General features: G+C 66.1%; 13 protein-coding genes. 7 read left to right on the top strand and 6 right to left on the bottom strand.

What is annotated here, in order from left to right:
* The first annotated feature begins 82 nt into the window (after nt 1-82).
* The gene (locus AC3ENJ_RS00105; RefSeq protein WP_190780101.1) at nt 83-682 is read left to right on the top strand and encodes a GDSL-type esterase/lipase family protein; all 600 of its coding nucleotides are present in this window, start codon (nt 83-85) and stop codon (nt 680-682) included.
* Between the two features lie 105 nt (nt 683-787).
* Nucleotides 788-862 (top strand): 50S ribosomal protein bL37, encoded by a 75-nt coding sequence (locus tag AC3ENJ_RS00100; RefSeq protein ID WP_098054049.1) that lies wholly within the window; start codon nt 788-790, stop codon nt 860-862.
* Between the two features lie 143 nt (nt 863-1005).
* Here AC3ENJ_RS00100 and rsrA read toward each other — a convergent pair whose 3' ends face one another.
* Both rsrA and AC3ENJ_RS00090 read right to left on the bottom strand, forming a co-directional pair.
* Nucleotides 1006-1272, bottom strand: coding sequence for a mycothiol system anti-sigma-R factor (gene rsrA / locus AC3ENJ_RS00095; protein ID WP_190780100.1), 267 nt, complete (start codon nt 1270-1272; stop codon nt 1006-1008).
* Nucleotides 1273-1276: 4 nt separating this feature from the next.
* Entirely contained in the window at nt 1277-1957 is a 681-nt protein-coding gene (locus tag AC3ENJ_RS00090; RefSeq protein ID WP_431812672.1) for a sigma-70 family RNA polymerase sigma factor, read from the bottom strand.
* 219 nt (nt 1958-2176) lie between these two features.
* Between AC3ENJ_RS00090 and AC3ENJ_RS00085 the strand changes: the two genes are divergently transcribed.
* The 4 genes from AC3ENJ_RS00085 to hisN are packed head-to-tail and all read left to right on the top strand — an operon-like array spanning nt 2177 to nt 6010.
* Nucleotides 2177-2713, top strand: a complete 537-nt coding sequence (locus AC3ENJ_RS00085; RefSeq protein WP_431812671.1) for a hypothetical protein — start codon at nt 2177-2179, stop codon at nt 2711-2713.
* Between the two features lie 15 nt (nt 2714-2728).
* Complete coding sequence (gene aroA / locus AC3ENJ_RS00080; protein ID WP_431812670.1) at nt 2729-4081, top strand: 3-phosphoshikimate 1-carboxyvinyltransferase; 1353 nt, start codon at nt 2729-2731, stop codon at nt 4079-4081.
* The gene (gene rsgA, locus AC3ENJ_RS00075) at nt 4071-5201 is read left to right on the top strand and encodes a ribosome small subunit-dependent GTPase A (protein ID WP_190780096.1); all 1131 of its coding nucleotides are present in this window, start codon (nt 4071-4073) and stop codon (nt 5199-5201) included. Before aroA ends, rsgA begins: the two co-directional genes overlap by 11 nt.
* Nucleotides 5202-5206: 5 nt before the next feature.
* Nucleotides 5207-6010, top strand: a complete 804-nt coding sequence (gene hisN, locus AC3ENJ_RS00070; RefSeq protein WP_190780095.1) for a histidinol-phosphatase — start codon at nt 5207-5209, stop codon at nt 6008-6010.
* Between the two features lie 125 nt (nt 6011-6135).
* Here hisN and AC3ENJ_RS00065 read toward each other — a convergent pair whose 3' ends face one another.
* On the bottom strand, nt 6136-6897 hold the full coding sequence (locus tag AC3ENJ_RS00065) for a hypothetical protein (protein WP_431812669.1): 762 nt from the start codon (nt 6895-6897) through the stop codon (nt 6136-6138).
* Nucleotides 6898-7028: 131 nt separating this feature from the next.
* Entirely contained in the window at nt 7029-8417 is a 1389-nt protein-coding gene (locus AC3ENJ_RS00060; RefSeq protein ID WP_431812668.1) for an aminotransferase class III-fold pyridoxal phosphate-dependent enzyme, read from the bottom strand.
* Between the two features lie 81 nt (nt 8418-8498).
* Between AC3ENJ_RS00060 and AC3ENJ_RS00055 the strand changes: the two genes are divergently transcribed.
* Nucleotides 8499-10070, top strand: a complete 1572-nt coding sequence (locus AC3ENJ_RS00055; RefSeq protein ID WP_431812667.1) for a PucR family transcriptional regulator ligand-binding domain-containing protein — start codon at nt 8499-8501, stop codon at nt 10068-10070.
* A 34-nt stretch (nt 10071-10104) separates the two neighbouring features.
* On the opposite strand, the gene AC3ENJ_RS00050 is transcribed toward AC3ENJ_RS00055, so the two are convergent.
* Nucleotides 10105-11070 carry an alpha/beta hydrolase gene (locus AC3ENJ_RS00050; RefSeq protein WP_431812666.1) on the bottom strand — a complete coding sequence of 322 codons (966 nt, stop codon included), beginning with the start codon at nt 11068-11070 and terminating at the stop codon, nt 10105-10107.
* The gene (locus tag AC3ENJ_RS00045) at nt 11067-12554 is read right to left on the bottom strand and encodes a flavin-containing monooxygenase (protein WP_431812665.1); all 1488 of its coding nucleotides are present in this window, start codon (nt 12552-12554) and stop codon (nt 11067-11069) included. The genes AC3ENJ_RS00050 and AC3ENJ_RS00045 overlap by 4 nt, the downstream gene beginning before the upstream one ends.
* Nucleotides 12555-12561: the final 7 nt, after the last annotated feature.

The following is a 12561-nucleotide window of genomic DNA, read 5'->3' as shown; positions in this document are numbered from 1 at the left end:
GCGGCGGACACGTTTTCCCCTCGGTGGCCATCGTGGTTTACGGTGGCCACCGAGACACGTTATGAGCAAAGGAAGAGGAATAGTGGACCAACGCAGGATCCGCATTGTGGCCGTCGGTGACGAACTGCTAGCCGGTGTGGAAGACCCCCGTGCCCTGGGCTGGTTCGGTCGAGTGCTGGCGCGTACCCCGCGGGACATCGCGCCCGTGGACGCCTACAACCTGGCGGCGCCCGGCGAGGGCAGCGAGTCCCTCAACGAACGCTGGTTCGACGAAGCTTCCCGCCGTTTCGATTCCACGTGCGACAACCGTTTGGTGATCGCCCCCTCGGCCATGGACGTGGAGCTGGACATCACCTCGGCCCGTTCGCGGTTGAACATGGCCAATATCGTGGATCAGGCCACCCAGAACAACATCAAGGTGCTGGTGGTGGGTCCCCCGCCCACGCTGGACCCGGAACGCAACCGCAGGATCGCTGATCTCTCCGCGGCTTTCGGTGACGTGACCACCCGCCGGCAGCACGTGTATGTGGACACGTTCAACCCACTGCAGCACCACGAACAGTGGCGCAAGGACCTGGCCGCCAACCACGGTCACCCCGGACAGGCCGGCTACGGTTTGATGGCCTGGCTGGTGCTCCACCGCGGTTGGTACAACTGGTTGAACCTGCCCGAACCCCGATAGATCGCAACCGCCCTCGGACCGCACCAGCCGGACAACTCGGACTACACGTCACGGTGTGAGATACTGGCGGACGGTGCCCAGACGAATCAACGCAGGAGGTACACCATGAGCAAGCGTGGACGTAAGCGCAAGGACCGTCGCAAGAACTCTGCAAACCGCGGCAAGCGGCCCAATTCTTGAGTTCTGTGCAACATGAACAACGCCCGCAACCGGCAAGGTTGCGGGCGTTGTTGTGTGTCCACGTGACAATGCCGGGCTCTACCGTGGCCCGCGGCTGCGTTGCCGCTCTGCCGTGAAAGCGTAGGCGGCGGCAGGTGTAGGAGCTAGGCCGCCGGGTGACCGCTGCATTGCGCGTCAATGCGCGTGAGGATCGACTGTTTGAGCTGCGCGGGGGCAGTCTCTGTGCAGGATCGCTTGATCACCGTGCGGATCACGCACTCCAGGTTGTACTCCCGCTCGCATTCGGGGCAGTCCGTGAGGTGCGCGTGGATCTCCTCGAGATCCTCCTTGGTCAGGGCACCGTCAAGGTATTCGTAAATGCGACGGATGCGCTCGTCGGTGCAGCCGTTCTGGCAGTCGTTATCAGCCATTGCTTCAGCCTCTGTCCTTCGATGTTGTCTCGCCCTTGGACTTTTTGGTCCCCTGGGAGGTGTCAAACCCTCGCTCGGTGGCGTAGTCGGCCAGTTTCTCCCGAAGTAGCTTGCGACCTCGGTGCAGTCGAGACATCACGGTGCCGATGGGCGTATCCATGATCTCGGAGATCTCCTTGTAGGCGAAGCCTTCGACATCGGAGAAATACACGGCGAGTCGGAACTCCTCGGGGAGCTCTTGCAGCGCCCGCTTCACGTCGGAATCCGGTAGATGGTCCAGGGCTTCGGCCTCCGCCGATCGCAGCCCCTTGGACGTGTGGGATTCGGCCCGGTGCAACTGCCAATCCTCCACCGTGTCCGTGTTGGCCTGGCGCGGTTCGCGCTGCCGTTTGCGGTACAGGTTGATGTAGGTATTGGTCAGAATCCGGTACAGCCACGCCTTCAGGTTTGTCCCGGGCTTGTACTGATGGAACGCTGAGAACGCCTTGGTGTAGGCCTCCTGGACGAGGTCCTCGGCATCGGCGGGGTTACGGGCCATGCGCAGCGCAGCGGCGTACAGCTGATCCACATATTGCATGGCGTCGCGTTCAAACCGTTCGCGGCGCTGTTGTGTGGTTTCTTGGCTGACGTCCACCGGCTCGGCGGTGTCCTGTGCCCGCGGCTCAAGCTCTTCATGTTCTTTCATCACGGCCCAGTCTACGGTCGGGGCGGTGGCGATCATGCTTTACCTGCCTTCCGTGGGCCGCGTGGTCAATACGGGATATGGGCCCGATGCGTGGCGCTTGCTGTCTACTGGTGAATAACACGGGGAACCCGCCGCACTATTCCCGTGCGTTGGTCAGCGGCGCCCCGTTAGGATGAAGGACGTGCCCTCCCGGAAATGCCGGGATCAATAGGAGGAACCATGAGCATCGTTCGTCGTCTCGCCCGTCCCCTGCTCGCCACCGGTTACATTGCCGGCGGCGTTGAAGCATTCCGTAACTCCTCGGCCGCCGCCGAGAAGCTGGACCCGGTCCTGAAGCAGGTGGAGCAGGTGCTGCCGCAGGTCCGCCCCGTGACCGCAAACCGCGCCCAGGTGGCCCAGGGCATTGCCGCGGCCCAGGTACTGGCCGCCTCCGCCCTTGCGCTGAGCAAGCTCCCCCGCCTGTCGGCATCGGTGCTGCTCGGGACCACCGCCATCAACGGGTTCGTGCAGTACCAGTCCGCGGATGCCTCCACCAAGGAGGGCACGTCCCAGCGCCGCAGCAACGTGTTCAAGAACCTCTCGTTGGTCGGTGCCGTGATGATCGCCTCCGTGGACACCGCCGGTAATCCTTCGCTCGCGTGGCGTGCAAGCCACCTTGCGGACGACGTTCGTAAGAACGCCGCCAAGGTGTCCAAGGACACCAAGAAAAAGTTCGCCCAGGCCGAGAAGGCCGTCCAGGACGCGGTCAGCCACTAAGGTCCGGCCAGCACAGTGACTACGCGCAACGGCTTGCCGCCCACCGATCCCCACTGGGCCGCACCCTTTACGGGCGATCGTCCGGTGAGCGGATCCGTGGCCATTCCCGGTTCCAAATCGCTCACCAATCGGTACCTGGTCCTGGCGGCCCTGGCTTCCGAGGGATCGGTGGTGCGCAAGCCGTTGTATTCACGTGACAGCCAGCTCATGATCGCCGCCCTCCAGCAGTTGGGTGCGGTCATCGAACCGACCGGGGTGCCCGGGCCCTTCGGCGCGGATCTGAGCATTACCCCCATACCCCGAGGCCCCGCCGCCGATGTCCGTCGCCCTGAGCCCCACCACATTGATTGTGGCTTGGCGGGCACGGTCATGCGTTTCGTGCCGCCGGTCGCGGCTCTTCTCAATGCGGACACCACGTTCGACGGCGATCCCCACGCCCGAGTGCGCCCCATGGGTCCCGTGATCCAAGGCCTGCGCGACCTGGGTGTCACGGTCGAGGACGAGGGCCGCGGCACCCTGCCGCTCACCGTCTCGGGAACCGGTGGCGTCCGTGGCGGCACCGTGCGCATCGACGCGAGCGGCTCCTCACAATTCGTCTCCGCCCTCATGCTGGCCGCCGTGCGCTTCGACGCCCCCGTGGTGCTCAAGCACGAGTCCGACGGCGCCGGGGTCCCGTCCCTGCCCCACGTGGCCATGACCGTGGAGGTGCTGCGGGAGGCCGGTGTGGAGGCCACCCACATCAGTGACACCGAATGGCGGGTCGAACCCACTCGGATGCCCGGTTTGGACGTCACCGTGGAACCGGACCTCTCCAATGCGGGCCCGTTCCTGGCCGCGGCCATGGTCACCGGAGGCACCGTGAGCATCCCGGACTGGCCCTCCCGCACCACCCAGGGCGGCGATCACTGGCGCTCGATCCTGCCGCAGTTCGGCGGCACCGTTGACCTCGCGGGCGGTGTGCTGAGCGCAACCGGCCCGGCCCAGCTCAACGGCGTGGACCTGAATCTGTCCGAGGCCGGCGAGCTCGCCCCCACCGTGGCCGCCATGTGTGCGCTGGCCACCGGCCCATCGCAGCTGCGGGGCATTGCACATCTGCGCGGCCACGAAACAGATCGTCTCGCGGCCCTGCGCACCGAGATCAACCTGCTGGGCGGCAACGTCATGGAGACGGAGGACGGGCTCATCATCAAGCCCGCGCCCCTGCACGGCGGGCTGTTCCACAGCTACGACGATCACCGCATGGCCACCGCGGGCGCCATCATCGGGCTGCGCGTAGCGGACGTGAGCGTGGAGAATATCGGCACCACCGCCAAGACGCTGCCCGATTTCTCCCGGATGTGGACCACCCTGGTCAGCCATGGCGCGTAATCGCAGCGTCCATCGGCAGTGGGACGAGTCCGATGTCCGAGTGCGAGCCAACAAAAAGGGCTCACGCCCCCGCACCAAACAGCGCCCCACCCACGAGGATGCCGTGGTGGCCCGGGTGATCGCCGTGGACCGTGGCCGCTACACGTGCGTGGTCAATGAGTACAGCACCGATCAGCGCACCGTGGTGTGCATCCGCGCCAAGGAATTGCGCCGCAACCCCATTGTCCCCGGCGACCAAGTGGGGGTCGTGGGCGATGCCAGTGGCGCCCCCGACACACTCGCCCGGATTGTGCGCATTGAACCGCGCGCCACGGTCCTGCGCCGCAGCGCGGACGACACCGACCCCGTGGAACGTGTGATTGTGGCCAACGCGGACCGGCTGCTGCTGGTTCTGGCCACGGAGTCCCCCACGCCCCGCACCGGTTTTGTGGACCGTGGTCTCGCGGCGGCGTCGGACGCCGGCATCACCCCCGTGATCTGCATGACCAAGACCGACCTCAAGGACCCGGCCGCGTTCCTCACCTATGTGGAAGCGCTGGACGTTCAGACCGTCTCGACCGAGCCCTCGGATGCTCTGGGTGGCCGCCCGACCGCGGGAGTGCACGAGGAATCCCTGGCGATCTCGGAGGAATCCGTCGGCCGGCTCCGCACCATCTTGGACGGGCACATCAGCGTATTCCTGGGCCCCTCCGGCGTGGGGAAATCAACGCTGGTCAACGCGCTCACGGGCTCGGAACGGGCCACCGGCGGCGTCAACGACGTGACCGGCCGTGGCCGCCACACATCTTCTTCCGCTCGAGCCCTGCGCATGCCGAACACCTCCCCCGGAACGTGGGTCATCGACACCCCCGGCATTCGCTCACTCGGTCTGGCCCACGTGAGCGAGGAAGAACTCATCAACTCGTTCACGGACCTCGTCCCAGCCACCGCGGACTGCCCGCGCGGCTGTCTGCATACCCAGGACTCCCCCGGTTGCGCGCTGGACGCGTGGGTGCACCGCCCCGAGGCCTCCCCGGCTGCACCCCTGAGGCTGGAGTCGCTGCGCAGGCTGCTGGCCGCCTCGCGCGGGGAAACACAGGCGGGCACCGACGAAAAGCACCTGGGACAAGCGATAACGTAGAGATCATGCGACCACCCAGCACTTACACGGATGATCTCCGTCTCGCGCACATTCTGGCCGACTCTGTGGACGGGCTGACCATGCGTCGGTTCAAAGCCCAGGACCTCCACGTGGAGACCAAACCCGATCTCACCCCCGTCACGGACGCGGACCGCGAGGCCGAATCGGTGATCCGTTCCCAGCTGGGCCGAGTGCGTAACCGCGATGCCGTGATCGGCGAAGAGTTCGGCACCACCGGATCCGGTTCCCGGAAATGGGTGATCGACCCGATCGACGGCACCAAGAACTTTGTGCGCGGCGTGCCCGTGTGGGCCACGCTCATCGGGCTGGTCGAGGACGATCAAGTGGTGGCCGGCGTGGTTTCCGCACCTGCCCTGAATCGACGCTGGTGGGCCGCCGCGGGATCCGGTGCGTTCACCGGGCGCTCGTTGTCCCAGGCCACGCGGCTGTCCGTGTCCTCGGTGAATCAGCTCTCGGACGCGTCCCTGTCCTACTCGTCCTTGACCGGCTGGCGGGATCTGGGCGTGCGCGAACAGTTCATCGAGCTGACCGATTCCGTGTGGCGCACGCGCGCGTACGGTGACTTCTGGTCCTACTGCCTGGTGGCCGAGGGCGCAGTGGACATCGCGTGCGAACCCGAGCTCAACCTCTACGACATGGCCGCCTTGGTGCCCATCGTCACCGAGGCCGGCGGCCGCTTCACCTCACTCAAGGGCCAGGACGGTCCGTTCGGCGCCAACGCGATCGCCAGTAACGGAGTGCTTCACGACGCCGCTCTGGATATTCTGGGCACACGAGAGACGCCCTAGCGTCTGGCTTGACGAGCACCGAAAATTTAATCACTGCCCTTGACCACCTCGTGCCCCGGGCGGCCGAGGCGCCCGCGCGCAGCGGCGTCGCCGACCGTGCGGGGCACGATGCTGGGGCAGGTGCGTTAGCTGTTGATACCCATGTTCTGATTGACGGCGTCCTGAACGCACTGTTCGTACGCGGTCTGGGAGGCGGAGTCGATCAGCGGGATGCAATCGCTGACCATGTCGAAGGCCCAGAAGAACAGGACCGCCATGATGATGCCGCCGATGATCGCCAGGATAGAAAGCACGATACCCACGATCGGCAGCGCCTTGGAGGCTCCCGGGGTCTTCTTGAGCTTGGACAGCCCCACGATGCCGAGAATCAGACCGACCAGACCAATCAGGCCACCAATCCCCAAGAACCAGAAGGTCAGGATGCCGATGATGCCCAGGACCAGGGACGCGACGCCCAGACCGGAACCCGCGGGCTTGGCGTTGCCGTAGTAGTTCTGGTTGCCGTAAGGCTGCTGGTTGTAATCGTTCTGGTAGTACGTGGGGTTGTTCGCTCCGCCGGGTCCGTAAGCCTGGTTGCCGTACTGGTCGTTACCGTAGCCCTGGTTGCCGTAGCCCTGATGGCCCTGGTTGTTGTACTGGTCATAGCCGTACTGCTGATCACCGTACTGCGGCTGATTGCCGTAGCCTTGCTGACCCTGGTTGCCGCCGTACTGGCCGTAGTCGGGCTGCTGCGAACCGTAGTTCTGCTGCGACCGGTCGTAGGCGTTGTGACCGAAGCCCTGGTCGTTGCCCTCCACGCGCTGACCGTACTCGGGCTGGTTGTTGCCCGAGGTGTGTCCGGCGGCGGAGGAAGAACCGGACTGCGGCTCGTTAGGACGATCGCTCATGGATGCAATTACCTGTCTGTCTAGTTGGCTGTTTGTGGGTTCTGGAGCCAAGTCTTCCACAGGGTGCCGATGGGTTCCGGGGTTACACACGCCCGTTTTCTCTCAGCGTGTGAGATGCGGCGGAACACACATCAGGGTGCGGCTGCCACGCCCACGGGCGTGCGCGCGGTCGCCTGCGCCTCGAGAACTGCTCCGCGCAGAACCTCCAGACCGTCGCGCAGCAGTTCCTCCTCAATGACCAGGGGTGGTAGCAAACGGATCACATTGCCGTGGGTACCGCACGTCAGAGTCAGCACGCCACGGGAGTGGCAGGCGGCGGAGATCGTTCGAGCCAGGTCCGGGCGCGGCTCCAGAGTTCCCGCGTCCGCGAATTCCAGCGCGAGCATGGCGCCGCGCCCCCGGAACTGCGCCACGATGGCGGTCTCCGTGACGAGGGCTTCCAGCGTGTCCCGAGCCCCTGCCTCGATGGTGCGGGCATTGGCCAGCAGTGAGCCGTCCTCGAACTCTTCGAACACCGCGAGCGCCGCCTCGCATGCCAGGGGGTTACCGGCGTAGGTGCCGCCCAGGCCGCCGGTGTGCACGGCGTTCATGAGCTCGGCCCGCCCGGTCACAGCGGACAGGGGAAGCCCGTCGGCCAGCGCCTTGGCGGAGAGGGTGATGTCTCCGGCGATGCCTTCGTGCTCACTCGCGTAGAGCATACCCGTGCGGCCCATTCCGGCTTGGATCTCGTCGATGACCAGCACGATCCCGTACTGATCGGCAATGCGACGTAACCCCGCGAGGAAGCCCGGGGCGGGGACAATAAATCCGCCCTCACTCTGAATCGGTTCGATGACCATGGCGGCGAATGTCTCGGCCCCGCGCTCGGCCAGGGTGGCTTCCACGGACGCGAGCGCGGTGGCCGCGAGGTCGTCCCCGGCGACAGCGGGGCGCAACGGGTTGGCGGATGCCGCACGCACGATTTCCTCCGGGAGGGGACCGAAGTTGAGACGGTAGGGGTTCTCCTTGGCCGTCATCGCCATGGTCAGCAGGCTGCGCCCGTGGTATGCCTCGTCGAATACCAGCACGTTGGGACGGCCCGTGGCCGAGCGGGCAATCTTCACGGCGTTCTCCACGGCTTCGGCGCCGGTGGAGAACAAAGCCGTGCGCTTGTCGAAATCGCCGGGAGTGTGCTCGTTGAGCCAGCGACAGACCTGCGTGAACGATTCGTACTCGGTGACCATGAAACACGTGTGGGTGAACCGTTCCAACTGCGCGGCCACGCGTTGGCGCACGCGAGGATTGGCCGCGCCCACGCTGGTCACGGCGATACCCGAGGCGAAGTCGATCAGCCGGTTGCCGTCCACGTCCTGGATGATGCCGCCGTCCGCGCGATCCACGAACACCGGAAACACCAGGCCGAACCCGTCGCTGACCTGGGCCAATCGCTCGGCATGCAGCTGTTGGGACCGCGGGCCGGGTACGGTGGTGGCCAGGTGGCGGGACTGGGGCAGGGTGGTGGTTTCCGTTATCTCGGTCATACTGCTCACGCTACGGGCGCGGACCGGGTCCGTCATTGAGCATTTCTACCACAATGTGTCGAAATATCGGATGATGTGTCTATGGTGTCTCTCCTTGAGCTCAGCACGGAACTCGGCTCCCATTTGGTCTCGGTCGGGGGTCGGGCGCTGACCTCGCGCCGAATCAGCGGTGTGCACGTCTCTGAGCTGGAGGACCCCACCCCCTATCTCGAGGGTGGGGAGCTGCTGCTGACCACGGGAATGCCGCTTGGCAGCACCCCCGCGGCCACCGAGGCGTACGTGGCTCGGTTGCGGACCAAAGGGGTCCCCGCGCTGGGGATCGGCCTGGGTCCATGGCTCACCCAGGTCCCCGCGTACGTGAGCCATGCGTGCGAGGGGGCGAACATCGACCTCCTCACGGTTCCCGACGGCGTACCGTTTCAGAATGTCTCTCGCGCCTTCTGGGGTCTGTCCGCGCGAAGCGATCAGGCGGATCTCATGGGCAGTCTGGGCACCCAGACCGCGCTGGCGCGGGCGGCCATGCGCCCGGACGCCATCTCCGCCGTGGTGCGCGGGCTCGCACAAGCTCTCGGCGGGTGGGCGGCGTACCTGCCGACCGACTCAGGGGCGGAGACGTACTGGCCCGCCGCCGCCGAGTCGTGGATTCCACTGCTGCGCGCCGACACCCTCAGATTTCTTCGTTTGGGGCCACACTCTGCCGCCACGTTCGAACTGAACGGGCAACCCGTGGTGGAGTACCCCATCGCCACGAGTGACCGCATCCACGGGTTCTTGGCCATGGGTCCGGGGCGCGCCCTCACAGCGGCGGACCGTCAGGTGATCGTGACCGTGTGCACGCTGTTGGCGATCAAGGCCAAGCAACGTGAGGTGGCGTCCAATGCCACGGGAACCCTTGCCGCCTCGGTCGCCAAACTGCTGCTGCACGGGCAGCCCGAAGCGGCCCGCATGCTCTCCGAGGACCTCGGGCTGCAGGATCTGCCCTCGCGGGTGCGCCTGTTGGGATTGCGGATGCAACCGGGCGACGACGTCGCGCTGCTCGCGCGCGCGGCGCCGTCATTGCGTCGCGAGGCCGAACTCCCCGAGCTGGACTCCACCTTGACGTCCTGTCTGCTGCGACATGAGGAGGCGGGAGCGGTGTATCTGGTGCTTCCCGCCACCCCGGCCCGGCGCACATCGGATGCCTTCCCCACACCCCTCGCGGACGCCCCCGGGGAGTTGGTGGGTGCCCTCAGTGAACCGGTGTCCCTATCGGAGGTGGCCGCGACGGTGCCGGCCGTGAGGCAGGCACTGCGCCATGCCCCCGCCGGGTCACTGGTGAGCACGGGCGGCGGTCACGATGCGCAAGCCCACAAGTGGGTGGACACGCTGGCCGCCCATCCTCGCGCCGATCTGGTCGGAACCGTCACCGAGTACCTACGCCACCGCGGCAATTGGGAGAACGCGTCCCGCAGCCTGGGTGTGCACCGCAATTCCGTGCGGCACCGGATAGGGGTGGTGCAGTCGCTGCTGGGCGTGAACCTGGATGATCCGGACGTCTTTGCGCCCCTGTGGTTGGCGCTGCGCGGGCACGGCACGCAAGGTGACACGCACCGTGGTCCCGACCCGCAGGAACATCACGCCGCTCACCCCGATGTCTCGACCAGGCGGCGATGACCACGACCCCGCGGCAGCAGGGCAGGTATTCGTCTCATGGGAGTCCGCGATGGGCGCACTCCCCGATGAACGCAGCGATGTGCTCCACTTCCTGCCCCGCCCGGGCTATCCGGCCGGCCGAGGTGAACAGCCCGTGGGCGTACCCGCTCAGGTGGCGGAAACACACCGCGGTACCCGCCTGCGCCAGGGCCGCGGCATACCGCGCACCCTCGTCCGCGAGCGGATCGTTGTCCACCGTGACCACGTACGCCGGGGGCGAGCCGGGCCGCAATGCGGCGAACGCGGGGCTGAGCTCGGGTGCCCTCCGATCCGTACCCTCCGGGAGGTACAAGTCCGCGAACCACCGCATCGTGTCCGCCACCAGGGGAAACCCCTCGGTGACACGCTGGTAGGACGGGGTGGCGAACGACAGGTCCGTGATCGGGTACAGGAGCACCTGGCCGATGAGCGGCAGCGGCGCGGCGCACCGGGCGTTCTCATTGGCCAGAACCGCCGCGAGCTGGCCGCCGGCACTGTCTCCGGCGAGCACCACCGAGGCCACCGTCAGGCCATGCGCGGCGTCCTCCGACAGCAACCAGTACAGTGCCTCCCGGCAGTCTTCGAGCGCCGCTGGGTACCGGTGTTCCGGGGCGAGCCGGTAGTCCACGGCCACCACGGGATGACCCGTGAGAGAGGCCAGCCTCCGACATAGACCATCGTGGGTGTCCAGGCTTCCCATGACCCAGCCCCCGCCGTGGAAGAACAAGGTGACGCGCGTGGGCCCCCGTGTGGGCCGGGGCTCGTACACCCTCACCCCGAACTGCCCCACCCGATGATCGGTCACGGCGTGCAGGGAATCCCCGCTCAGCCCGTTCGCGGCGCAACCCTGCTCATATCTCTCGCGCACCTGCGCAACGTCGAAATTGTGGAACGAACGAGCCCCGGCGGCACGGAACTCCTCGAGAACCTCCACGGCGTCCGCTGCCACGGGCCTGCCGCTGAACTCGTCCAGGGCGGTCACTGCCGAATTCCCTGCGCCACGAGCTGACGGTAATCGTCCAACCGCAATTCGCTGGTCTCCACCCGGTATTCCTCCACGGTCCCGGACCAGTTGTTGATCACTCGGCCGTCCTCGTTCTTGTACCACGAGGAACATTCGGAGGTGAAGGCAGATTTTTCCAGCTCCTCTTGAAGGTACGCGGTGAACCGCTCCAACACGTCGCGGTCCACTTCCAGGGCCCGCGAGGAATCCTCGGTGAGGTACTCCACGGCCTGGGAGATGTAACGGTGTTGCGGCTCCAACATGGACACCACCGAGTTGTGGTTGAGGTTGGTGTTCGGGCCGTAGACCAGGAACAGGTTGGGAAAATTGTCCACGGCAATACCGAGGTAAGCCTCCGGGGCGTTACCCCACCGCTGATCCAGGGTGAGGCCCTCGCGGCCCACCACGCGGGTGGACCCCTGGAATGCGTGACTCTTGAACCCGGTGGCGTACACGATCACGTCGAACTCACGCTCCACCCCGTCCTCGGTGCGAATGCCGGACGGCGTGATCTCCGCGATCCGCTCGGTGAGGAGTTCCACGTTCTCGCGGGTGAGGGCGGGGTAGAAATCGTCGCTGCGCAGGATGCGCTTGCAGCCGTAGTCATAGTCCGGGGTCAGCTTGGCGCGCAACCTCGGGTCCGCCACCTGGGCTTCCCGGTGCTGACGCGCAAGTTCCACACCCTCCTCGTTGGCCACCGTGTGGGTGCGTGTCCGCTCGAAGCCCGCTTCCCGCACCTCGTGGATGCCCCGACGCAGTTCACGGTAGGAATCCGGGTCTGCGAGGAAACGCGCGGTCTCCTCCTCGGTGAACACGCGCTGATCACGGGGAAGGATGTAGTTGGCCGAGCGCTGGAACACGGCCAACTGCGATGCCGTCTTGGCCGCCTCGGGAACGTACTGCACCGCCGTGGCAGCGGACCCGATGGACGCCACCCGCTTGCCGGTGAGGTCCACATCGTGGCGCCATTGCGCGGAATGGAAAGCCACCCCCTGAAACGTCTCCGCTCCCGGGAAGTCCGGAATGTTCGGTTCGTTGAGCTGACCCCATGCGGCTACGACCGAGCGCGCCAGGTACTGCGAGCCATCGGCGGTGCGCACCGACCACACGAGCCGGTCCTCGTCCCATTGGGCGTCGGTGACGTTCTGGCCGAACCGCAAATGATCCCCGAGGCCGAACTTCTCCGACAGTTCACGCAGGTACCCCTGGAGTTCCTCCTGCCCCGCGAACATGCGCGACACCTTCAAGTTGAGGAAATAGCTGAAGCAATAGATCACGGCCTGGGTGTCGCACGCGGCACCGGGGTAGGTGTTCTCGCGCCACACCCCGCCCAGGTCGTCGCCGCGTTCGAGGATCAGGAAGTCGTCCACGCCGTCCTGCATGAACTGGGCGCCCTGGCCCAGACCGCCGAAACCGGCACCGATGATGATGGCGCTGTACACGTGGTGCTGTGTGGAAGTCATGAGGTTG

It is taken from the genome of Kocuria sp. cx-455 (assembly GCF_057707085.1).
The sequence above is the reverse complement of the archived record's forward strand: the minus strand, read 5'-3'. Positions and strand labels throughout refer to the sequence as shown.